Annotated in this window: 21 protein-coding genes; 13 read left to right on the top strand and 8 right to left on the bottom strand. The window is 71.5% G+C overall.

What is annotated here, in order from left to right:
- The first annotated feature begins 4 nt into the window (after window positions 1-4).
- The 6 genes from AC21LY_RS13895 to AC21LY_RS13920 all read left to right on the top strand — a co-directional run bounded on the left by AC21LY_RS13895 (window position 5) and on the right by AC21LY_RS13920 (window position 7,940).
- Entirely contained in the window at window positions 5-853 is an 849-nt protein-coding gene (locus AC21LY_RS13895; RefSeq protein ID WP_489047078.1) for a TatD family hydrolase, read from the top strand.
- Window positions 854-963: 110 nt separating this feature from the next.
- A complete protein-coding gene (locus AC21LY_RS13900; RefSeq protein ID WP_489047079.1) occupies window positions 964-2,502 on the top strand; it encodes a resuscitation-promoting factor in 1,539 nt (512 codons plus the stop codon).
- 15 nt (window positions 2,503-2,517) lie between these two features.
- Entirely contained in the window at window positions 2,518-3,408 is an 891-nt protein-coding gene (rsmA, locus tag AC21LY_RS13905; protein ID WP_489047080.1) for a 16S rRNA (adenine(1518)-N(6)/adenine(1519)-N(6))-dimethyltransferase RsmA, read from the top strand.
- Between the two features lie 10 nt (window positions 3,409-3,418).
- Window positions 3,419-4,333: a 4-(cytidine 5'-diphospho)-2-C-methyl-D-erythritol kinase gene (locus AC21LY_RS13910; protein WP_489047081.1), complete on the top strand. Its 915-nt coding sequence runs from the start codon at window positions 3,419-3,421 to the stop codon at window positions 4,331-4,333.
- 114 nt (window positions 4,334-4,447) lie between these two features.
- Window positions 4,448-5,440: a DUF8832 domain-containing protein gene (locus AC21LY_RS13915; RefSeq protein ID WP_489047082.1), complete on the top strand. Its 993-nt coding sequence runs from the start codon at window positions 4,448-4,450 to the stop codon at window positions 5,438-5,440.
- A 25-nt stretch (window positions 5,441-5,465) separates the two neighbouring features.
- The gene (locus AC21LY_RS13920; protein WP_489047083.1) at window positions 5,466-7,940 is read left to right on the top strand and encodes a heavy metal translocating P-type ATPase; all 2,475 of its coding nucleotides are present in this window, start codon (window positions 5,466-5,468) and stop codon (window positions 7,938-7,940) included.
- Between the two features lie 4 nt (window positions 7,941-7,944).
- Here AC21LY_RS13920 and AC21LY_RS13925 read toward each other — a convergent pair whose 3' ends face one another.
- Window positions 7,945-9,756, bottom strand: a complete 1,812-nt coding sequence (locus AC21LY_RS13925; RefSeq protein ID WP_489047084.1) for an ABC-F family ATP-binding cassette domain-containing protein — start codon at window positions 9,754-9,756, stop codon at window positions 7,945-7,947.
- Window positions 9,757-9,829: 73 nt separating this feature from the next.
- Between AC21LY_RS13925 and AC21LY_RS13930 the strand changes: the two genes are divergently transcribed.
- On the top strand, window positions 9,830-10,831 hold the full coding sequence (locus AC21LY_RS13930) for an enoyl-CoA hydratase/isomerase family protein (RefSeq protein WP_489047085.1): 1,002 nt from the start codon (window positions 9,830-9,832) through the stop codon (window positions 10,829-10,831).
- Between the two features lie 189 nt (window positions 10,832-11,020).
- On the opposite strand, the gene AC21LY_RS13935 is transcribed toward AC21LY_RS13930, so the two are convergent.
- On the bottom strand, window positions 11,021-11,881 hold the full coding sequence (locus AC21LY_RS13935; protein WP_489047086.1) for a 3-hydroxyacyl-CoA dehydrogenase: 861 nt from the start codon (window positions 11,879-11,881) through the stop codon (window positions 11,021-11,023).
- Between the two features lie 205 nt (window positions 11,882-12,086).
- On the opposite strand from AC21LY_RS13935, the gene AC21LY_RS13940 reads away from it, so the two are divergent.
- Window positions 12,087-12,734, top strand: a complete 648-nt coding sequence (locus tag AC21LY_RS13940; RefSeq protein ID WP_489047087.1) for a LysE family translocator — start codon at window positions 12,087-12,089, stop codon at window positions 12,732-12,734.
- A 13-nt stretch (window positions 12,735-12,747) separates the two neighbouring features.
- Here AC21LY_RS13940 and AC21LY_RS13945 read toward each other — a convergent pair whose 3' ends face one another.
- Complete coding sequence (locus tag AC21LY_RS13945; RefSeq protein WP_489047088.1) at window positions 12,748-13,191, bottom strand: PaaI family thioesterase; 444 nt, start codon at window positions 13,189-13,191, stop codon at window positions 12,748-12,750.
- A gap of 51 nt (window positions 13,192-13,242) precedes the next feature.
- On the opposite strand from AC21LY_RS13945, the gene AC21LY_RS13950 reads away from it, so the two are divergent.
- Complete coding sequence (locus AC21LY_RS13950) at window positions 13,243-13,854, top strand: TetR/AcrR family transcriptional regulator (RefSeq protein WP_489047089.1); 612 nt, start codon at window positions 13,243-13,245, stop codon at window positions 13,852-13,854.
- Complete coding sequence (locus AC21LY_RS13955; RefSeq protein WP_489047090.1) at window positions 13,851-14,546, top strand: HD domain-containing protein; 696 nt, start codon at window positions 13,851-13,853, stop codon at window positions 14,544-14,546. Before AC21LY_RS13950 ends, AC21LY_RS13955 begins: the two co-directional genes overlap by 4 nt.
- 116 nt (window positions 14,547-14,662) lie before the next feature.
- On the opposite strand, the gene AC21LY_RS13960 is transcribed toward AC21LY_RS13955, so the two are convergent.
- From AC21LY_RS13960 to AC21LY_RS13975, 4 genes are all read right to left on the bottom strand, one after another.
- Entirely contained in the window at window positions 14,663-15,517 is an 855-nt protein-coding gene (locus AC21LY_RS13960; RefSeq protein ID WP_489047091.1) for a 3-hydroxyacyl-CoA dehydrogenase, read from the bottom strand.
- Between the two features lie 96 nt (window positions 15,518-15,613).
- Window positions 15,614-17,218, bottom strand: coding sequence for a peptide chain release factor 3 (locus AC21LY_RS13965; RefSeq protein WP_489047092.1), 1,605 nt, complete (start codon window positions 17,216-17,218; stop codon window positions 15,614-15,616).
- Between the two features lie 41 nt (window positions 17,219-17,259).
- Entirely contained in the window at window positions 17,260-17,838 is a 579-nt protein-coding gene (gene pth / locus AC21LY_RS13970) for an aminoacyl-tRNA hydrolase (RefSeq protein WP_489047093.1), read from the bottom strand.
- Between the two features lie 5 nt (window positions 17,839-17,843).
- Window positions 17,844-18,446, bottom strand: a complete 603-nt coding sequence (locus AC21LY_RS13975; RefSeq protein WP_489047094.1) for a 50S ribosomal protein L25/general stress protein Ctc — start codon at window positions 18,444-18,446, stop codon at window positions 17,844-17,846.
- Between the two features lie 236 nt (window positions 18,447-18,682).
- Here AC21LY_RS13975 and AC21LY_RS13980 point away from each other — a divergent pair, with 236 nt between their 5' ends.
- Genes AC21LY_RS13980 through AC21LY_RS13990 form a run of 3 tightly spaced genes read left to right on the top strand, consistent with a single transcriptional unit; the run spans window position 18,683 to window position 20,876 of the window.
- The gene (locus AC21LY_RS13980; RefSeq protein WP_489047095.1) at window positions 18,683-19,126 is read left to right on the top strand and encodes a limonene-1,2-epoxide hydrolase family protein; all 444 of its coding nucleotides are present in this window, start codon (window positions 18,683-18,685) and stop codon (window positions 19,124-19,126) included.
- Between the two features lie 53 nt (window positions 19,127-19,179).
- Complete coding sequence (locus tag AC21LY_RS13985; RefSeq protein ID WP_489047096.1) at window positions 19,180-19,998, top strand: LLM class F420-dependent oxidoreductase; 819 nt, start codon at window positions 19,180-19,182, stop codon at window positions 19,996-19,998.
- A gap of 44 nt (window positions 19,999-20,042) precedes the next feature.
- Window positions 20,043-20,876 carry a dienelactone hydrolase family protein gene (locus tag AC21LY_RS13990; RefSeq protein WP_489047097.1) on the top strand — a complete coding sequence of 278 codons (834 nt, stop codon included), beginning with the start codon at window positions 20,043-20,045 and terminating at the stop codon, window positions 20,874-20,876.
- On the opposite strand, the gene AC21LY_RS13995 is transcribed toward AC21LY_RS13990, so the two are convergent.
- Window positions 20,873-21,616 (bottom strand): hypothetical protein, encoded by a 744-nt coding sequence (locus AC21LY_RS13995; protein WP_489047098.1) that lies wholly within the window; start codon window positions 21,614-21,616, stop codon window positions 20,873-20,875. The two genes, AC21LY_RS13990 and AC21LY_RS13995, sit on opposite strands and share 4 nt — an antisense overlap.
- Window positions 21,617-21,618: the final 2 nt, after the last annotated feature.

The following is a 21,618-nucleotide window of genomic DNA, read 5'->3' on the forward strand; positions in this document are numbered from 1 at the left end:
CGGCATGGGGAAGAAGAAGCCGCCGCCTCCGCTGCCCGCGCCGCTGCCCGGCCTCGTCGACGCGCACACCCACCTCGACGGCTGCCGCGCCCGCACACCCGAGGCCGTGCGGGAGCTGATCGACCGGTCCGCGTCGGTCGGCGTCGACCGCGTGGTCACCGTCGCCTGCGATCTGGAGCAGGCGCGCTTCGTCATCGACGCGAGCCGCTGGGACGAGCGCGTCTTCGCCGCCGTGGCCCTGCACCCCACGGACGCTCACCAGCTCGAGGCCGACGGTGCGCCCGAGGAGCTCGAGCGCCTGGCCTCCGATCCGCGCTGCGTCGCGATCGGCGAGACCGGTCTCGACTGGTACTGGCTGGGCAAGCGGGAGGACGTGGCGACCCCGGCGCAGCAGCACGCGGCCTTCGCGTGGCACATCGACCTGGCGAAGCGGCTCGGCAAACCGCTCATGATCCACAACCGGGAGGCCGACGCCGACATCCTGAAGGATCTGGAGCGTTTCGGCGCCCCGGAGACGGTGATCTTCCACTGCTTCTCCGGCGACGCCGCGATGGCGCGGGAGTGCGTCGAGCGGGGCTACGTGCTGAGCTTCTCGGGCACCGTCACGTTCACCAACGCCACCGAGTTGCAGGAGGCGGCGCGGCTGGTTCCCGACGATCAACTGCTCGTCGAGACCGATGCGCCCTATCTCACACCCCATCCGTACCGGGGCACGCCCAACGAGTCCTACTGCGTCCCCTACACCGCTCGCTACCTCGCTGACCTGCGCGGAGTCGCTCCCGAGGAGATCGCCGCGGCCACCACGGCGACGGCCGAGCGGGTCTTCGGGGACGTCTTCGCCGGAACGAAATGACCTGAAGCCTGGCACGACCCCGATTTCTCCGTTACCGTGCTGTGATGTAAAGGCGACCGAAAAGTCGCCCGATCGGCAGACCACCGCAGCCTCCGTAGGGATAGTCACCAGTGCCTGAGTTCGACGCAGACGCCACCACCACGGTGGATCAGCCCACCTCGCGCCCGCGCCGTGGCGCCTTCGCACCCACCGGAGAGCGCACCGCCGAGTTCGACGTGAACCGCGTCTTCGCGCGCTTCACCGACATCGACGGCACGACGGTCGACCTCGAGGTGGACCCGGAGCTCCTCGAGCTCGAGGCCGAGGTCTACGGCGACGATGCGGTCGCGGAGGCCGAGAGCGTCGCGCTCGCCGCCGAGGCGGAGTACGAGGCGGGCCACCGCACAGCGGTCGAGCTCGACGAGCCGGCGGTTCTCGACGAGGACGAGATCGCGGACGACGAGCTTCCGCGCGACGAGATCGCGGACGACGAGGCCGAGCCCGTCGCACAGGCCGAGACGCAGGGCGCGACGCCGCGCATCCTCGACGGCCTGTCCGCCCGTCTCGAGAACACCCCCGTCCGCGCCGTCACCGGCGCGATGCTCGTGGCGCTGATGGCCTCGGGCGGCACCGCCGTCGCGCTGTACCAGGACTTCACCGTCAACGTCGACGGTCAGGTCCGCGAGGTCTCGACGATGAGCCGCTCGGTGAAGTCGATCCTCGGCTCCGCCGGGATCGCCGCCGGCGCGGACGACAAGGTGACCCCCGGCCTGGGCGAGTCCGTCAAGCCCGGCGAGCAGATCACCGTCCAGCACGCCCGCGAGATCGCGGTCAACGTCAACGGCCAGGTCCGCCACATCAAGACCACCGATCTGACGATGGGCGCCGCGCTCACCGCCGCGGGCCTGGGCGATGCCAAGAACTTCGTCTCCGTCCCGTCCGACGCGCAGGTCCCGCTCGACGGTGCCGCGGTCTCCGTGGTCACGCCCGTGCCCGCCACCGTCGTCGACGCCGGCGGCAGGGTCGCCGCCAACGCGGCCGGGCGCACCGTCGGCGAGTACCTCGCGAAGATGGGCGTCCCGCTGATCCAGCAGGACTCGGTCAAGCCGAGCGCGGAGACGCCCGTCACCCCCGGCATGACGATCACGGTCAACCGGAACCGCACCGCGACGGTCACCGTCACCGAGCCCTACACGGCCCCGCCGAAGAAGATCGACGACCCGACGCTGATCAACGGCAAGACCGAGATCAAGGATCCGGGCAAGCCGGGCACGCAGGAGGTCCAGTACCGCGAGCGCGTCGTCGACGGCAAGGTCGTCGCGCGCGAGAAGGTCGCCTCGAAGGTGATCGACGCGGGTGTCGCCGGCGTCACCGCCGTGGGCACCGCCCCGGGCGCGCCGTACGTCGCCCCCGGCTCGGTCTGGGACAAGCTCGTGCAGTGCGAGTCCACCGGTAACTGGTCGATCAACACCGGTAATGGCTTCTACGGCGGCGTCCAGTTCGACTACGGCACGTGGCTGCGCCACGGCGGCGGCAAGTACGCCCCGCGCGCCGACCTCGCCACCCGCGAGGAGCAGATCGACATCGCGCGCAAGACGCTCAGGGCGCAGGGCTGGGGCGCGTGGCCTTCGTGCTCCTCGCGGCTCGGGCTGTCCGGCAACTCGGAGTAAGTAGACTCTGCCGCTGTGACCGGCGCCGAATTCAAGAATCAGGCACGACTGCTCGGCCCCGCGGAGATCCGCGCGCTGGCCGGGCAGTTGTCCGTTCGCCCCACCAAGACGCTGGGGCAGAACTTCGTGCACGACCCGAACACGGTCCGCAAGATCGTCGCCGCCGCGGACGTGCGCCCGGACGACGTGGCCCTCGAGGTCGGCCCGGGCCTGGGCTCGCTCACCCTGGCGCTGCTCGACGCCGCCGCCTCCGTGACCGCGATCGAGATCGATCCGGTTCTCGCGGAACAGCTTCCGAAGACGGTGGCCGAGCGCGCCCCCGAGCTCGCCGGCAACCTCACCGTGATCGGCGAGGACGCGCTCAAGGTCTCGAGTGCGCAGGTGTCGGTCGCCGGATCCCCGACGGTGCTCGTCGCGAACCTCCCCTACAACGTCTCGGTCCCGGTGCTGCTGCATCTGCTCGCCGAGGTCCCGACGCTGCGCACCGTGCTGGTGATGGTGCAGCTGGAGGTGGCCGACCGGCTCGCCGCCGCGCCGGGCTCGCGGGTGTACGGGGTCCCGTCGGTCAAGGCGGCGTACTACGGGCGCGTCCGCAAGGCCGGCACCGTCGGGCGTGCGGTCTTCTGGCCCGAGCCCAACGTCGAATCGGGCCTGGTCCGGATCGACCTGCACGGTCCCGACGGGCGGCCCGACGTGGACCGCGCCCGGCTCTGGGCGGCCGTCGACGCGGCCTTCGCGCAGCGCCGGAAGACGCTGCGTGCGGCGCTGGCGGGGTGGGCGGGCTCGCCCGCGGCGGCCGAGGAGCTCCTGGTGGCCGCAGGTATCGACCCGCGCGAGCGCGGCGAGAAGCTGTCGGTCGAGCAGTTCGCGGCGCTCGCCGCCGCCCGCGCCGCGGCGGCCCCGTAGTCTGGACCGCGTGCTTTCCGTGGTCCCGACCCCGCTGACCGTGCGGGCGCCCGCCAAGGTGAACCTCCACCTCGGGGTGGGCGACGTGCGGCCCGACGGCTACCACGAGCTGGTCACCGTCTTCCAGGCGCTCTCCCTGCACGACGACGTGACGCTCACGCCCGCCGACGAGCTGTCGCTGCACGTGAGCGGTGAGGGCGTCCGCGATGTGCCCACGGACCCGACCAACCTGGCCGCGCGCGCCGTCGTCGCGCTGGCGGAGCGGTACGGCCGCGATCCGAACATGCGCATCGAGATCGCCAAGGGCATACCCGTGGCGGGCGGGATGGCGGGCGGCTCCGCGGACGCGGCCGCCGCGCTGCTCGGCGCCGCGACCCTGTGGGGCCTCGAGATCAGCCGGGACGACCTCGACGAGGTCGCCGCCGCGATCGGTTCCGACGTGCCCTTCTCCCTGCACGGGCACACCGCCCTCGGGACGGGCCGCGGTGAGCGGCTGATTCCGGCGCTGGCCCGCGGCGAGTTCCACTGGACCCTCGCGCTGGCCCGCGACGGCCTCAGCACGCCCGCGGTCTACCACGAACTCGACCGGCTGCGGGAGGCCGGCGACCCGCCGCGTGCGGGCACCCCGGACGCGCTGCTCGCTGCCGTAGCCTCGGGGGATCCGCACCGTTTGGCGCCGCTCCTGGTGAACGACCTGCAGGCCGCCGCGCTGTCGCTGCAGCCGGGCCTGCGGCGCACGCTCCGCGCCGGGATGGAGGCGGGCGCGCTCGCCGGCATCGTCTCCGGCAGCGGCCCCACCTGCGCGTTCCTGTGCGCGGGCCCCGACGACGCGGTGGACGTCGGCACCGAACTCGCCGGCGCGGGCGTCTGCCGGACGGTGCGCGTGGCCTCCGGTCCGGTGCCGGGCGCCACCGTCGTTCCGTAGGTCCACTCCTGTTTCGCACATCGGAGGTCACGAGGGCTTGCCAGATACCCCCCAGGGGTATAACTTGGAACGCATCGGATACCCACGAGGGGTATCGGCGACCGAGGAGGACCGATGAACGGCGAGCGGCGTGAGGTACCCGCGGCCATCCGGCTGGCGATCTACGGTGCGGGACTGGTGGTGGCCTTCGGCGGGGCGTACGGCCTCGCCGGCGCCCTGGTCCCGGACACCGCGGTCGCGCGGTGGAACGACAGGAGCGGACAGGTGCAGGACCACGGAGGCCACGGCGGCGCTGCGGCGCAGGGGATCAAGGGCGTCTCGCTCAGTGCGGAGGGCCTCGTGCTGTCGCCGGTGCGCACCCCGCGCACGGTCGGCGAGCCCGGTGTCCTGAGCTTCCGGATCGACGATGCGGCGGGCGTACCCGTCACCGACTACACCACCACGCACGAGAAGGACCTGCACCTCATCGTCGTCCGCACCGACGGCCGCGACTTCCGGCACGTCCACCCCGCGCTGGACAGGTCGACGGGGACCTGGTCGCTGCCGTGGACCTGGTCCGAGGCGGGCTCCTATCGCGTCTACGCCGACTTCACCGCCGCGTCCGGCACCGCGGTCACCCTGGCGCGGACCGTCGAGGTCGCGGGCACCGTCGACCCCGCGGACCCGGCGCCCTCGCGGGTCTCCGAGGTGGACGGGTACACCGTCACCCTGGCCGGAGACCTCGTCGCGGGCGCGAGCAGCCCGCTGACCCTGACGGTGACGCGCGGCGGCGCGCCCGTCACCGCCCTGCAGCCGTACCTGGGCGCGTTCGGGCACCTCGTCGCGCTGCGCCAGGGCGATCTCGCCTTCCTGCACGTGCACCCCGAGGGCGCCGAGCCGAGGCCCGGCGACACCGGCGGACCGTCGATCGCCTTCCAGGCGCAGGCGCCCACCCCGGGCCGCTACCTGCTCTATCTGGACTTCCAGGTCGACGGTGCCGTGCGCACCGCGAGCTTCGTCGTCGACGCGGCCGGGGGCACCCCGCCGAGCCCGGTTCCGCCGAGCCCGGCGCCGGCCGCACCCGTCGCGCCGACGGTGGGCGGCGACGGACACGGCCACGGACACTGAGATGATCATCGGAGGAGGCACGAGCATGAGCAGCACACCGGCGGCGACCGGGCAGTCGCACATCGAACTGGACATCGGCGGCATGACCTGCGCGTCGTGCGCGAACCGCATCGAGCGGCGCCTCGGCAAGATCGACGGCGTGACCGCCACCGTCAACTACGCCACCGAGAAGGCGAAGGTCGTGGCGCCCGAGGGCGTCGATCCGCAGCGGATCATCGACGAGGTCGTCGCGACCGGGTACACCGCGACGGTGGCCGGGGCACCGTCGGGACCCGGCGGCGAGGAGAACAGTCCCGCCGATGCCGAGCTGGCCTCACTGCGCACCCGCCTGATCGGCGCCGTCGTCCTCGGCGTCCCCGTGATCGCGATGGCGATGGTCCCGGCGCTGCAGTTCACCTACTGGCAGTGGGCATCCCTGGCGCTGGCCTCGCCCGTGATCCTCTGGGGCGCGTGGCCGTTCCACCGGGCGGCGTGGGCCAACCTGAAGCACGGCACCGCCACCATGGACACGCTCATCTCGATGGGCACGCTGTCGGCGTACCTGTGGTCGCTGTACGCGCTCTTCCTGGGCACGGCCGGGGAGCCGGGGATGAAGCACCCGTTCCGCTTGACGCTCGCCCCGTCCGACGGTGCCGCCAACATCTACCTCGAGGTCGCCGCCGGCGTGACCGTGTTCATCCTGGCCGGGCGGTACTTCGAGAAGCGGTCCAAGCGGCAGGCCGGGGCGGCGCTGCGCGCGCTGCTCGAACTCGGTGCCAAGGAGGTCTCGGTCCTGCGGGACGGGGCCGAGGTGAAGATCGGTGTCGACGAGTTGCGGGCGGGCGACGAGTTCGTCGTGCGGCCGGGCGAGAAGATCGCCACTGACGGGGTCGTGGTCGCCGGCACCTCTGCCGTCGACGCCTCGATGCTCACCGGCGAGTCGGTGCCCGTCGAGGTCGCGCCCGGCGACGCCGTCACGGGGGCGACGGTGAACGCGGGCGGACGGCTCGTGGTGCGCGCCACCCGGATCGGCGCGGACACGCAGCTGGCGCAGATGGCGCGCCTGGTGGAGGAGGCTCAGACCGGGAAGGCCGAGGTGCAACGTCTCGCCGACCGGATCTCCGGTGTCTTCGTGCCGATCGTCATCGCGATCGCCGCCATCGCGCTGGGCGGCTGGCTCGGCGCGGGCTTCCCGGTCTCCGCGGCGTTCACGGCGGCGGTCGCCGTGCTGGTCATCGCCTGCCCGTGCGCGCTCGGCCTCGCGACCCCGACCGCGCTGCTCGTCGGCACCGGTCGCGGCGCCCAGCTGGGCGTCCTGATCAAGGGTCCGGAGGTCCTCGAGTCGACCCGCCGCGTCGACACCGTCGTGCTCGATAAGACGGGCACCGTGACCACCGGCCGGATGACGCTGGTCGACGTGATCGCCGAGCGCGGCGTCGACCCGCTCGACGTGCTGCGCTACGCCGGCGCTCTGGAGCACGCCTCCGAGCACCCGATCGCGCAGGCCATCGCCGCGGGGGCCGCCGAGAAGGTCGGACCCCTCGCGCCCGTCGAGGATTTCGCGAACATCGAAGGACAGGGCGTGCAGGGCGTGGTCGACGGCCACGGCATCATCGTCGGCCGCGAAGCCCTGCTCGCCGACTGGGCGCTGCGCCTGTCCGACGAGGTGGCCGAGGCCAAGGCGGCCGCGGAAGCCCGGGGCGCGACGGTCGTGGCCGTCGGCTGGGACGGCGCGGCGCGGGGGATCCTCGTCGTCTCCGACACCGTGAAACCGACCAGCGCCGAGGCGATCCGGCAGCTCCGGGCGCTGGGCCTGACACCGGTGCTGCTCACCGGTGACAACGAGGCCGCGGCGCGGCACATCGCCGCGCAGGTGGGCATCGACGAGGTGATCGCCGAGGTCATGCCGCAGGACAAGGTCGCGGTGGTCACCCGCCTGCAGTCGGAGGGCCGCGTGGTGGCGATGGTCGGTGACGGCGTCAACGACGCCCCCGCGCTCGCCGCCGCCGACCTGGGCCTGGCGATGGGCACCGGCACCGATGTCGCGATCGAGGCCGCGGACATCACCCTCGTCCGCGGGGACCTGCGGGCCGCGGTGGACGCCATCCGCCTGTCCCGCAGTACTCTGCGCACGATCAAGGTCAACCTGTTCTGGGCCTTCGCCTACAACGTCGCGGCGATCCCGGTCGCGGCGCTGGGCATGCTCAACCCGATGCTGGCCGGCGCGGCGATGGCCTTCTCCAGCGTCTTCGTCGTTGGCAACAGCCTGCGGCTGCGCGGATTCCGCAGCTCGGCGGTGCAGGCGCCGGCCGCCGCGACCGATCCCGGCCGGGCGTCGGCGGATCCCGCGGACGATGCGACCACCTGCCCGGTGATGGTGGGCAACCCGGTGGTGAAGTCCGATGCCGAGGCCGCGGGCCTGTACCGCGACTACGACGGGCAGCGGTACTACTTCTGCTGCCCCGCCTGCGCCCCGAAGTTCGACGCGGACCCGGCGAAGTACACCGCCGACGTCGCCTGACGCGCTACTCGAGCGCTTCGGACAGCTCCAGCCAGCGGAGCTCCTGCTCGGCCAGCTCGTCCTCGAGCGCGGAGATCTTCTTCATCTCCTCCGCGAGACCCGCGTAGTCGCCCTGGTCGTGATCGGCCAGGGCGTTCTTCGCTTGTCCGATCTGGTCGGAGAGCTTCGCCATCCGCCGCTCGACCGCGGCGACCTCCTTCTGCGCCGCCCGCAGTTCCGCGCCGCTGAGGCCGGACTCGGCCGGGGGTGCGGTCACCGTCGAACCCGAGGAGGTGGGGCGGGATGCCGGGCCGGCGCCGCGCTCGGCCCGCCGGAGCGCGAGGTACTCGTCGACGCCACCGGGCAGGTGCCGCAGGCGCCGCTCGAGGATGGCGTACTGCTGGTCGGTGACGCGCTCGAGGAAGTAGCGGTCATGGCTGACCACGATGAGCGTGCCGGGCCAGGAATCGAGGAGGTCCTCCATCGCGGCGAGCATGTCGGTGTCGAGGTCGTTGGTCGGCTCGTCGAGGATCAGCACGTTCGGCGAGTCCAGCAGGATGAGCAGCAGCTGCAGCCGCCGCTTCTGCCCGCCGGAGAGGTCCTTGACCGGCGTCGACAGCTGCGCGCTCGCGAAGCCCAGCCGCTCCAGCAGCTGCGACGGGGTGAGGTCCTGCGCCTTCGACCCGTTGCCCACGGTGAAGCTCGTGGCGAGGTTCGCCAGCACCACCCGCACGGGATCGTCCCAGTGCTGCTCCAGCTCGTCGAGCCGCTGCGTGAGCGTCTGCACCTTCACGGTCTTCCCGCGCTTGACGGTGCCGGACGTGGGCTGCACGGCACCGTCGATCAGCCCGAGCAGCGTCGACTTGCCGGCCCCGTTGACGCCGAGGATGCCGGTGCGCTCGCCGGGCGCGATGCGCCACTCGATGTCGCTGAGCACCCGCTTGTCGCCGTACGCGACGCCGACGTCGAGGATGTCGACGACGTCCTTGCCGAGCCGGGAGACCGCGAGCGACTGCAGCTCGGTCTTGTTCCGGATCTCCGGGACGTCGGAGATGAGGGCGTTCGCCGCGTCGATCCGGAACTTCGGCTTGGAGGTGCGGGCGGGGGCGCCGCGGCGCAGCCAGGCCAGCTCCTTGCGGGCGAGGTTCTGCCGCTTCTGCTCGATCGACGCGGCCTGCCGGTCGCGCTCGACGCGCTGCAGGATGTAGGCCGCGTAGCCGCCCTCGAAGGGCTCGACGATGCGGTCGTGCACCTCCCAGGTGGCGGTGCAGACCTCGTCGAGGATCCACCGGTCGTGGGTCACCATGAGCAGGCCGCCCTGGTTCGCGGGCCAGCGCGTCTTGAGGTGGCCGGCGAGCCACTCGATGGCCTCGACGTCGAGGTGGTTGGTGGGCTCGTCGAGGATCAGCACGTCGTGCTCGCCGGCGAGGAGCTGCGCCAGCTGCACCCGGCGGCGCTGGCCGCCCGACAGTTCGCCGAGGCGCGCGTCCCAGGGGAGGTCGGTGAGCAGGCCGGCGAGGATGTCGCGCACCTTCGGGTCGCCGGCCCAGACGTGCTCCTCGGTGTCGCCGACGACCGCGTGGCCGACGGTGTCCTCGTCGTCGAAGAGGTCGGTCTGGGTGAGCACGCCCACCCGGACGCCGCCCCGTCGGGTCACGCGGCCGGAGTCGGGCTCGCGGGTGCCGGCCAGCATGCCGAGCAGGCTGGACTTGCCGTCGCCGTTGCGGCCGACGATGCCGATCCGGTCACCCTCGTTGACGCCGAGGGAGACCGAATCGAAGACCGTCTTGGTCGGGTACTCGAGGTGCAGCGCGTCCGCGCCGAGAAGATTCGCCATCGCGCGTCCAGGTTACGCGGCGGCCTGGCATACTGATTTAGTTGGATATGCGACTAAAAGCGAGGAGTGGGCAGTGAGCGACGCCGAGATCGTCACCACCGTGGTCGGGGGCACCGGACATATCGAGTTGAACCGTCCGAAGGCGCTCAACGCCCTCACCACGGACATGGTGCATGCGATCGACACCGCGCTGCAGGCCTGGGAATCCGACGAGGCCGTCACCCGCGTGCTCATCACCTCGGCCTCGCCGAGGGCGTTCTGCGCGGGCGGCGACATCCGCGCGATCCGTGACCAGGTCGTGGCGGGCGAGGACTTCACCCCCTTCTTCCTCGACGAGTACGCGATGAACCTGCGTCTCGCGGAGTTCGGCAAGCCGGTGGTCGCGCTGATCGACGGTGTCGACATGGGCGGTGGCGTGGGCATCTCCATTCACGGCTCGCACCGCGTGGTCTCCGAGAAGGCGCTCATCGCGATGCCCGAGGTCGCGATCGGCTTCCTGCCCGACGTGGGCGCCACCTACCTCCTCGGCCGCCTCCCGAAGGGGGTCGGCGAGCTGATGGGCATGACCGCCGCCCGGATCGGCGCCGGTGACGCGCTCGCCGTCGGGCTGGCGACCCACTTCGTGCCCTCGTCGGCGATGCCGGACGTCAAGGCCGCCCTCCTCGCCGGGGAGGAGCTCGACGGTGTGCTCGCCCGTTTCGGCGACACCGCTCCCGCCTCGACGCTGCCGCTCGACGAGATCGCCGACGTCTTCGGCCGCGACTCGGTGACCGAGATCCTCGCCGGTCTCGCCACCACCCCGGGCGCCTGGGCGGACACCGCCCGCGAGCAGCTGTCCACGGCCTGCCCCACCTCGGTCTTCGTTACCTTCGACCTGATCCAGGAGTCGCGCAACCGCACCCTGGCCCAGTGCCTGAACGAGGAGGCCGTCGTCGGCGCCCGGCTCGTCCGCCGCCCCGACTTCGTCGAGGGCATCCGCGCCGTGCTCATCGACAAGACCCGCGACCCGAAGTTCTCACCAGCCTCCGTGCACGATGTCGAGGACCGCGAGATCGAGGCGCTGCTCGGCAGCTGACGAGGCTCCTCGCCGCTCCGCGCCGGGTCGCTCGCTCCGCTCGTCGCCCGCCCTAGCGGGGCGGCCACCTCCCCAGGTCCAGGGACCTGGGGAGTGGACGACACGCGGTGGCGGAGCACGTCCCGCTAGGGAGGCCGACGGTGCCGGCGGGAGGCCGGCGGTGCCGGTGTGGCCGGCGGCGGTCGGGGGCTACTCCTGCCGGTAGTCGTAGAAGCCGATGCCTGCGGCGGCGCCGGTGCGGCCCTTGTCGATGTACGTCTCTTTGAGCCATGCGCCCAGTGCCTGCTGGTCCGGGTCGCCCGCCTGCATGATGTTGTACGGGGTGTGGAGGCCGATGATGTCCAGGATCTGGAAGGGGCCCATCGGCGCGCCGGTGCCGATCCGCCAGACGTCGTCGATCGCCTTCGGCTCCGCGATCCCCGTGGCGGCGAGTCCCATCGCGGCGGCCAGCAGCGGCACCAGCAGGGAGTTCAGCACGTAACCCGGCTGCTCCTTGTGCAGCGGGATCGGGACCATCCCGATCTCCTCCGCGAACGCGACCACCCGGTCGAAGACGGCGGGCGCGGTCGACGCCGTGCCCATGATCTCGGCGGTGTTGAACTGCCAGACCATGTTCGCGAAGTGCAGCGCCAGGAACCGGTCCGGGCGGCCGGTGGCGTCCGCGATGTCGATCGGCAGCAGCGTCGAGGAGTTCGTGGCGAAGATCGTCCGCTCCGGTGCGACCTCGCCCAGCCGCGCGAAGACCGTGCGCTTGAGGTCCAGGACCTCCGGGATCGCCTCGATCACGATGTCCGCGTCGGCCGCGGCCGCGGCGAGGTCGGTGGTGCGGGTCAGCCGGGTGAGGGCCGCGTCCGCGGCGCCGTCGGCGGCGCCGGGCACCGTCGTCCGATACGTCTCCGCGAGGCCCGAGAAGGTGGTCTCGGCCGTGGCCAGGGCCTCGTCGGTGATGTCGTACGAGGTCACGGAGAACCCCTTGTAGGCGCACTGGTACGCGATCTGCGCGCCCAGAACACCCGTGCCCAGCACTACCACTTTGTTGATGTCGCTCACGATGACGTTCGCCTTCCGATCGTTGCCCACACTTCTTGGGGCACCGCTGAAGATCATCGCCCACGCGAATCGTCACAGTCCCGGCATTGGCGATGAACCGTGACGGATCGGGCGGGACGGGTCCGGGCGACGGTGCCGCCGGCGGAGGCCAGTCACACTCGACTGGCTATGTACCGAGCGGCCGGTCCTCGTGAGGATGGACCGCATGATCGTTTCGTGGACCGCGGTGGCGGGGATGGTGGTGACGGCGTTGGCGATGGTGCTCACGCCCGGGCCGAACATGATCTACCTCGTCTCCCGCAGCATCGGCCAGGGGCGTACGGCGGGGCTGATCTCGCTTACGGGCACCGCCGCCGGCTTCGTCGTCTACCTCACGCTGGCCAACGTCGGGCTGGCCGTGGTCTTCGTGGCCGTGCCGTGGCTGTTCATGGGGTTCAAGGCGGCGGGCGCGCTGTACCTCGCCCATCTCGCGTGGCAGGCGCTGCGGCCCGGCGGCCGCGGGCTGTTCGAGGCCACCGACCTCCCGCGTGATTCGAACGCCACGCTGTTCCGCATGGGCCTGGTCACGAACCTGCTCAACCCCAAGGCGGCGATCATGTACCTCGCGCTGATCCCGCAATTCATCGACCCGGGTCGCGGCCACACCGTCGCGCAGGGATTCGTGCTCGGCGGTCTGCAGATCACCGTGTCGATGGCCGTCAACGCGGCGATCGTGATCGCCGCCGGCACAGTCGCAGCGCTGATCGCCCGCCGCCCCGAGTGGGCCGCCTGGCAGCGCCGGATCACGGGCACGCTGCTCGGCGCCGTCGCCCTGCTGCTCGCTCGGGAGGTCCCGCAGCGCGCCCACGTCTGATCGTCGTCTCGGATCACCCGACCTGATACGTGCCGGTGGCGGTGGCGATCAGCGCGTCGTCCGACTGAGCGTGCAGATCGCACCGCACATGGCTCGTCATGCGCCCCGTGGACAGGCGGTGCGCGCGGACCCGCAGGCCGTCCTCCATGAGTGGCGCGATGAAGTTCAGCGACAGGGACGCGGTGACGCCGCGCAGCTTGTCCGGGACCGGGCGTCCCGCCCAGGCCGCGACCATGATGCCGATGTCCGCGGCGGCGGCGATGAGTCCGCCGTGCATCATCGTGCCGACCGTCGTGAGCTCCGGCCGGTAGGGCACGAGCAGGGTCGCGGCACCGTCGGTGATCTCCTCCAGCTGCACGCCGAGGAGTGCCACGAAGGGGGACGCGGGGACGAACTGCTTCATGATCTCGGAGCCGTCGGCGACGGCGGCGTCGAGATGCTCGGGCGAGATGGTCATCGAGGCTCTCCTAGTCGAACTATGAAAACGAAGTGTGACTAGGATAGTGCCATGGAATCACTGCTGACGGAACCCGTCGACAAACGTCGCCGGCGCACACGAGCCGCGCTGCTCGACGCCGCGCGCGCCCTGTTCGCCCGGCCGGGCGGCTATCGCGGCACCTCGGTCGACGAGCTGGCCGCGCACGCCGATGTCGCGCTGACCAGCATTTACTCGAATTTTCCCGGCGGAAAGGCGGACCTCTACGCGGTGCTCGCCTGCGCCGTCGGGCGGCAGCACGTGGAGGCGATGGCGGCGGCGATCGCGGACGCGACGGGGGCTGATGCGGCCCGGCGCGCCTTCGACGAGTACCTCGACTTCCATCGGCGTGAGCCGATCGCCTTCCGGCTGCTCGCGCTCACCGACGTCCACGGTGAGGACTCCGAGACCGTGCGGGCCGCCCGCGCAGAGGTGCGCGGCTACCTCGCGCGGGCGCTGGAGACCGTGATCGCCGCCGTCGGCGAGCCCGCCGACGTGGCGCGGGCTGAGGTGATCCAGTGCTGGGCCGGCATCAACGGGCTGCTCGCCCTCGCCGCGCGCGGCCTGATCGACTCCGCCGAGGCGGACCGCCTCATCGACCTCGTGCGTGACCGGTGCGCCGAGGCGATCGGAGCAGGGCGATGACCAGGGGAGAGCTGAGCGTCGTCGAGCGACTCGCGCTGTCCGGGCAGGCACTGCGCGCGGCGGCGGTGGAGGTGCCGCGCGCGGCGCGCGGACCCCGTGGCGTGCTCGGACGCGGGCGGCCCATCGACGGGGCGCCCGACACGCAGGCGTGCATCGAAGCGGCACGACTGGCACGGGAGCGGCTCGCGCCGGCGGTCTTCGAGCACAGCGTCCGCTGCTACCACTGGGGGCGTGCCCTAGCATCGGTCGCCGGCACGTCGGTCGACGCGGAGGAGCTCTTCATCGCGTGCATGCTGCACGACATCCACCTCGGCGCCGCCACGGATCCGGCTGCCGGGTGCTTCGCCGTCCTCGGCGCCGACACCGCGCGCACCGTCGTGCACGGTCCGGCCGCCGAGCGGATCGCGAACGCCATCGAGCGGCACTTCGACCCCGTCGCCGAGTCGGAGCCGCTGGCGGCCGCCCTGCACGACGCGGCGCACCTCGATGTTGCCGGCTACCGGCTCGGGGAACTGGACCGCGAATTCGTTCGAGCGGTCTGCGAGAGCGCGCCCCGCGGGGACTTCTCCCGGGCGTTCCTCGCCGCGATCCGCGAGGAGGCGCGCGTGCGTCCGCGATCGATCGCCGCGGCGATGTGGTGGGCCGGCATCGCCCTGCCGGTCCGGCTCAATCCGCTCGACCGGATCACCTGACCGCGAAGTGCGGTGAACGCGTTGGCGTGACGGGATCGCGACGGCTCCGCCGATCCGGGCGATCGCCCGCGGGCGGGCCAGGTACCGACAGTCTCCGATTCCGAGCGGGCCTCCGACTAGCTGTAGTCGTAGAAGCCCTTGCCGACGGCCTTGCCGGTGCGACCCTTGTCGATGTAGTTCTCCTTGATCCACGCGGCACCCCGGCGGTCGGTCTCGTCGCCCGCCGACATGATGTTGTACGGCGTGTTCAGGCCGACGACGTCCAGGATCTGGAACGGACCCTGCGGGGCGCCGGTGCCGATCCGCCAGACCTTGTCCACGTCCTCCGGCGCGGCGTAGCCGTCGGCGGCGAGCTCGACCGCGGAGTTGAGGAACGGGATCAGCAGGGAGTTGAGGACGTACCCGGCCTTCTCCTTGTGGATCGGAATCGGGACCATGCCGATCTCGCCGGCGAACTCGACGACGGTGTCGAAGACCGCGGGCGCGGTGTCCGGCGTGGGCATCACCTCGGCGGTGTTGTGCTCCCAGATTTCGTTCGCGAAGTGCAGGGCGAGGAACCGGTCGGGACGGCCCGTGGCGTCCGCGATCGCGCTCGGCAGCAGGGACGACGAGTTCGTGGCGAAGATCGTGGCCTCGGGGGCGAGACCGTTCAGTGTGCCGAAGGTCTTCCGCTTGAGCGCGAGGATCTCGGGGATCGCCTCGATGATCAGGTCGGCGTCACGCGCGGCGGTCGCCAGATCGGCGGTCAGGGTGATGCGCGCGAGGGCAGCGTCCGCCTTGCCGTCCGCCGCACCCTCGACGTCGCGCTTGTAGGTCTCGACGAGGCCGTCGAGAGTACCGCGCGCGCGGTCGAGCGCGGCGTCGTCGATGTCGTAGGAGACCACGTCGAAGCCGCTGTACGCGGTCTGGAAGGCGATCTGGGCGCCGAGCACTCCGGTGCCCAGCACGGTGACCCTGCGGATGTCGGTCATGAACGGATCCTCACTCTCGAAGGTGTGACGAGATCCATCCTCGTCCCGTGAGCGGGACGGCGCATTGAGTCGTCAAGCACACCGCAGGGGTCGAGCTCAGTCCGCCGCGGCCACCAACGGTTGAAGCGTGAGCCCCGGGTGCTCCTTCTCGATGTACTGCAGTCGCCACTTGTCCGAGAACAGGGCGAGCAGGGCGCCGTCGTTGCGCTCGAAGACCTCGACGCCGCGCTGCCGGTTCAGCTCGTCCGCGCTCGCGGAATCGGTGCGCCGGGCCACCGAGTAGCCGAGGTGCTCGACCTGCACGTCGACGTTGAACTCCGTCTTCATCCGGGCGATCACGACCTCGAACTGCATCGGCCCGACGGCCGCCATCACGGGGGAGGCGTCGCCGCGGACGTCGTTGCGCAGCAACTGCACGACGCCCTCGGTGCCGAGCTGCTCGATGCCCTTGCGGAACTGCTTGTACTTGCCCGCGGAATCGGCGCGGACCACCGCGAAGTGCTCCGGCGCGAACGACGGGATCGGCGGGAACCGGACCTTGGCACCGTCGTACAGGGTGTCGCCGGGGGCGAGCGCGTTGGCGTTGACCAGGCCCACCACGTCGCCCGGGTAGGCGGTCTCGACGGTCTCGCGGTCCCGGCCGACCACCGTCATCGCGTACTTCGTGGCGAAGGGCTTGCCGGTCTGCGCGTGCTGGACCACCATGCCCCGCTCGAACTCGCCGGAGACGATCCGCATGAACGCCAACCGATCCCGGTGCGCCGAGTCCATGCCGGCCTGCACCTTGAAGACCACGGCGCTGAACGGATCGGTCACCTCGCGCTCGACGCCGTCCACGCTCTCGCGCGCCGCAGGGGGCGGGGCCAGCTCGACCAGGGCCTCCAGCAGTTGCCGCACACCGAAATTGAGGATCGCCGAGGTGAAGATCACCGGCGAGGTCTGGCCCGCCAGGAACATCTCCTGATCGTGGCTCTGTCCCATCTCGGTCATCAGCTCGGTCTCCTCGACCGCGTCGGCCCACACCTCGCCCTCGCGGTCGAGTGCGGCCTCGGTCGAAAGATGCTCCTCCGGAGCGATCTTCGCGCCGCCGGCGGTGCGGGTGAAGTGCACGTACTCGTCGCGGCGGACGTCGCGCAGGCCGCGGAAGTCGCCCGCGATGCCGACGGGCCAGAACAGGGGAGTGGGTGTCAGGCCGATCCGCTCGGAGATCTCGTCGAGCAGCTCCAGCGGCGTGCGGCCCGGGCGGTCCCACTTGTTGATCACGGTGATCACGGGGATGCCGCGGTGCCGGCAGACCTGGAAGAGCTTGAGCGTCTGCGGTTCCAGGCCCTTCGCGGCGTCGATGAGCATGACCGCCGCGTCGACGGCCGTCAGCACGCGGTAGGTGTCCTCGGAGAAGTCGGCGTGGCCGGGGGTATCGACGAGGTTGATCACCGACGGTTCGGCCCCGTCCGGGGCCGCCGACGAGGTGTAGTTGAACTGCAGCGCGGTCGAACTGACCGAGATGCCGCGCGCCTTCTCCATCTCCATCCAGTCGGAGACGGTCGACTTGCGGCCCGCCTTGCCGTGGATCGCGCCGGCCTCGTTGATCACCCGGGCGTGCAGCGCCAGGGCCTCGGTCATCGTCGACTTACCCGCGTCGGGGTGGCTGATGATGGCGAAGGTGCGGCGGCGGGAGACCTCGTCGGCAATGGAACTCACGACGAACGAGTTTACGCTGGTCCGCGTCAGGATCCGAACCGCTACCAGGCGTGCACCGTGTTCTGCGCGGCCTCGAGGCCGTCGCGGATCAGTAGTTCCACCGCGTCGGCGGCGTTGGTCACCAGGAGCGGCACGTCGGGCTTCTCCGTCTTGGCGAAGGGCTTGAGCACGTAGTCCGCGGGATCCTGGCGGCCCGGGGGCCGGCCGATCCCGGCGCGCACGCGCAGGTAGTCGCGCGTGCCCAGATGCTGGGTCAGGGAGCGGAGCCCGTTGTGCCCGCCCTCGCCACCGCCGCGCTTGAGCCGGACCAGGCCGAAGTCGATGTCCAGCTCGTCGTGCACGGCGATGACGTCGGTGGGCGCCACCGAGTAGAACCGGGCCAGGGCGCCCACGGGCTCCCCGGACAGGTTCATGAAGGACTGCGGCTTCGCCAGGTACACCTGGCGGCCGACGAGCCGCGCGCCCGCGACCTCCGCCCCCGACTTCTTGTGCCGGGAGAAGGAGGGGGGGGCGCGCGATGCGAGCTCGTCGACCACGTCGAAGCCGATGTTGTGCCGGGTCCCGGCGTACTTCTCGCCGGGGTTGCCCAGCCCCACGACGATGAGTGGCCGGTCGGTCATCTCGGTTACTCGGCGGCCTCGGCGGCGTCACCCTCGGCCGCGTCCTCGGACGGGGTGTCGGCGGCGGCGATCTCGGTGATGTTGATGATCAGCGCCTCGGGGTCGGTGAGCACGGAGACACCGGCGGGGACCTCGAGCTGACCGGCGGTGATCTGGGTGCCGACCTCGAGGTTGTGCACGTTCACCACGATGTTCTCGGGGATGTTCAGCGCGTCGGCCTCGATCTCGACCTCGTTGAGGTCCTGCGCGACCTGGGTGCCGCCGGCGGGCTCGCCCTCGACGAGGACGGGCACGGAGACGGTGACCTTCTCGCCCTTCTTGATGACGAGGAGGTCGGTGTGCTCGATGTAGTTGCGCAGCGGGTGCACGACGACCTGCTTGGTCAGCGCGAGCTGCTGCTGGCCGTCGATGTCGAGGTTCAGCACGGCGTTGGTGCCGTCCTTACGCAGGATGGCGGCGAAGTCGCGGGCGACCACGGTGAGGTGCTGCGGATCGGTGCCGTGGCCGTACAGGACGACGGGGACGAGGCCCTCGCGGCGTGCGCGGCGGGCGGCGCCCTTGCCGAATTCGGTGCGGACTGCTGCGGCGAGCTTGTTGGTCTCGGTCATGATGCTCCTGGAGTGCGGTACTGCGGCCTCGACGATGCCGAGGCGGTCCGCACTGCGCCACGCGGGACCGCGGGTGCACGTGCCGTTCGCGTCGATCACGGCGGCCGGGGCCGCCCTCGCCGAGAAGGTCGCCGCACACTCTACCGAACGCCCCGCTCAGGAGTGAAATCGAAGTTTCGCCGTCCCGTCATGTCCAGTTCGCCCGGAGTCCACGCCACATCGGCACCATCGACCCCGTGAACAACGCCCCGCTGTGGTCTCCCCAGGACGTTGCGGAGCGTTTCCTCGATGCGCTGGGCAGCGGCGACCACGAGATCGCCGAGCAGTTGCTGGCGAAGGACGCCGTCTACCGGCGCACCGGCGGCCGGCCCTTGCGCGGACGCGCCGCGATCGCCCGGCACTTCCGCTGGCACACGCGGACCCGGGTCGCGATGCAGGCGGTCCTGCTCAGCGCGGATCAGTCCGACGGTGCCGCCCACACCGAGCGCGTGACCGCCCTCGTCTACGGGCCGCTGTGCCTCCAGTTCCCCGTCCGGGGCACCTTCGAGGTCGACGGCGGCCGCATCGTCGCGTGGCGCGACGATGCCGATCTGCGCGCCGTCGCCAAGGCGGTAGCCCGGGCGGTGGCCGGCGCGGTCTACGCGCCCGCCCGCCCCGTCCTTCCGCGCGCCGTCCTCTGAGGGCGCGGCGACCCGCGGGGAAGGATCTCGCCGGCGAAGGTGTTGCACGGGCCATGACGAATCTGGGCAGGTTGGGGATCTGGCGCGCGGCCACGCAGGTCGACGGTGCCTTCGCGGCACGGGCGCAGGAGCTGGGGTACGGCACGCTCTGGCTGGGCGGCTCGCCCGGCGGCGACCTCGCGGTGGTCGACGAACCGCTCGACGCCACCGAGAACCTCGTGGTCGCGACGGGGATCCTGAACATCTGGAAGGACGACGCCCGCTCGGCGGCCGCGGCCTTCCACCGCATCGAGGCGCGGCACCCCGGACGCTTCGTGCTAGGCATCGGCGCCGGCCATCGCGAGGCCACCGCCGACTACCGCACCCCGTACCAGGCGCTCGTCGACTACCTGGACGTGCTCGCCGCGGAGGGCGTGCCGAGGGCGCAGACGGTGCTCGCCGCGCTCGGGCCGAAGGTGCTGCGGCTCGCCGCCGACCGCACCGCCGGCGCGCATCCGTACCTCACCTCGCCCGAGCACACGCGACTGGCACGCGAGATCCTCGGCGACGGAGTGCTTCTCGCGCCGGAGCAGAAGGTGGTCCTCGACGTCGACGACGCCCGCGGCCGCGAGATCGGCCGCAAGACCGTCGACTTCTACCTGGGGCTGCGCAACTACGTGGCGAACCTGCGGCGCCTCGGCTTCGACGATGCCGACCTCGAGCGGCCGGGCAGCGACCACCTCGTCGACGTCCTCGCCGTGCACGGCGACGGGGACGCGATCGCGGCGGGGGTGCGTGCGCACCTCGACGCCGGAGCCGACCACGTCGCGGTGCAGGCGCTCGGCGACGATCCGTGGCCCGCGCTGGAGGCGGTCGCGCACCGTCTGGCCTGAGCGCCGCCGCCCGGGGGAGCGGCGGATGCGGCACGATGGTGCCCGTGAACCTCGAAGCCGAAGCAGCCGCCCACCTCGTCGACTTCACGAAGGAGTCCTTCACCTCCGAGGGCGTGACCCACGACCTGTACCGCAAGGGCACGGGACCCGCGGTGATCGTGATCGCCGAGGTCCCGGGCATCACGCCGAAGGTGCTGGACTTCGCCCGGAAGGTGGTGGACGCGGGCTTCACCGCGGTGCTGCCGCACCTGTTCGGCACGCCCGGCCTGGATGCCGGCAATCCGAAGGCGATCGGCTACGCGGGGGCGGCGAAGAGCATCGCCAAGCTCGCCTGCTCGCTGTGCGTGAGCCGCGAGTTCACCATCCTCGCCTCGGGGAAGTCCTCGCCCGTGGTCACCTGGCTGCGGGCGCTCGCCCGGCAGGAGCACGAGCGGTGCGGAGGCAAGGGCGTCGGCGCCGTGGGCATGTGCTTCACCGGCGGTTTCGCCCTCGGCATGGCCGTCGATGACGTGCTGCTCGCTCCGGTGCTCAGCCAGCCCTCGCTGCCCTTCCGCCCGATCCCCGGCACCGGCGGCACGATCGACATCTCGCCGCAGGACCTGGACACCGTCAAGGTGCGGTGCGCCAAGCAGGGGCTGAAGGTGATGGGGCTGCGGTTCAAGGGCGACTTCATGGTGCCCGGCGAGCGCTTCGACTTCCTGCGCGAGCAGCTCGGGGACGCCTTCATCGCCGTGGAGCTCGACGACGCCGACGCCAACCCCGACGCGCTCATCCCGCCGCACTCGGTTCTCACCGAGCACCTCATCGACGAGCCCGGCCAGCCCACCCGGCAGGCCCTCGACGATGTGATCCGGTTCTTCCAGGAGACCTTGGTCTAAGTGGCGGTCGGCCGCCCGCCGACGACGTCGTCCCAGTGCCGGCGGACCGGCCCCCACCGGTCGTCGAACTCCGTGGCCCGGGCCGCCGCGCGGGTCTTCTTCGCGGGCGAGTAGAACCACCGCGCCCAGGGAGACGTCGGGCGAGCGAGCCGGACCGCGGCCACCCAGGCCGCCGGCCACGCGAACAGCCCGATGAGCGCGGTCGGGTACTTGCCCTTCAGCGCCGTGACGGCCACGAACAGCAGGTGCACGACGAGCAGCGTGGTGACGCCGCCGCGCACCCACTGCTCGGTGGCACCGAGCCCCTGCACGTTCGCGGGCGATACCCCGACCACGGCGAGCCCGACGCACGCCGCCGCGAGCGTCACCACGTTCACCGACAGCTGGCCCTCCTGCGACCAGTACACGTCCTTGAGGTGGAAGAGCATCGCGAACTCATCGAGCACCAACGAGGCGCCGATGCCGACGAGCAGTGCGGCCAGGTAGGCCCACGGCGCGCGACCCACCGCTCCGACGGAGCTGAACGCCCCGGCCACGAGCAGGATCAACCCGGGCGTCGAGTGATGCAGGTGCACCCCACCGGCACTGACGTCGTGGAACGGCCCGCGACCCGCACGGATCATCCGAGTGATCGTCCGGGTGACGGTGAAGGTGACGACGAAGGCGACGAAGCTCAGCAGCAACGGTCCCTTCTGGGCGCCGATCACCTCGTGGTGCCACCAATGGTCCAGCCAGCCCACGG

It is taken from the genome of Tsukamurella sp. II2bb, from assembly GCF_057815145.1.

Coding starts and splice junctions, on each gene's coding strand:
- AC21LY_RS13895 (WP_489047078.1), top strand. CDS start 5: ATGGGGAAGAAGAAGCCGCCGCCTCCGCTGCCCGCGCCGCTGCCCGGC.
- AC21LY_RS13915 (WP_489047082.1), top strand. CDS start 4,448: ATGAACGGCGAGCGGCGTGAGGTACCCGCGGCCATCCGGCTGGCGATC.
- AC21LY_RS13920 (WP_489047083.1), top strand. CDS start 5,466: ATGAGCAGCACACCGGCGGCGACCGGGCAGTCGCACATCGAACTGGAC.
- AC21LY_RS13925 (WP_489047084.1), bottom strand. CDS start 9,756: ATGGCGAATCTTCTCGGCGCGGACGCGCTGCACCTCGAGTACCCGACC.
- AC21LY_RS13940 (WP_489047087.1), top strand. CDS start 12,087: ATGATCGTTTCGTGGACCGCGGTGGCGGGGATGGTGGTGACGGCGTTG.
- AC21LY_RS13945 (WP_489047088.1), bottom strand. CDS start 13,191: ATGACCATCTCGCCCGAGCATCTCGACGCCGCCGTCGCCGACGGCTCC.
- AC21LY_RS13950 (WP_489047089.1), top strand. CDS start 13,243: ATGGAATCACTGCTGACGGAACCCGTCGACAAACGTCGCCGGCGCACA.
- AC21LY_RS13955 (WP_489047090.1), top strand. CDS start 13,851: ATGACCAGGGGAGAGCTGAGCGTCGTCGAGCGACTCGCGCTGTCCGGG.
- AC21LY_RS13960 (WP_489047091.1), bottom strand. CDS start 15,517: ATGACCGACATCCGCAGGGTCACCGTGCTGGGCACCGGAGTGCTCGGC.
- pth (WP_489047093.1), bottom strand. CDS start 17,838: ATGACCGACCGGCCACTCATCGTCGTGGGGCTGGGCAACCCCGGCGAG.
- AC21LY_RS13975 (WP_489047094.1), bottom strand. CDS start 18,446: ATGACCGAGACCAACAAGCTCGCCGCAGCAGTCCGCACCGAATTCGGC.
- AC21LY_RS13985 (WP_489047096.1), top strand. CDS start 19,180: ATGACGAATCTGGGCAGGTTGGGGATCTGGCGCGCGGCCACGCAGGTC.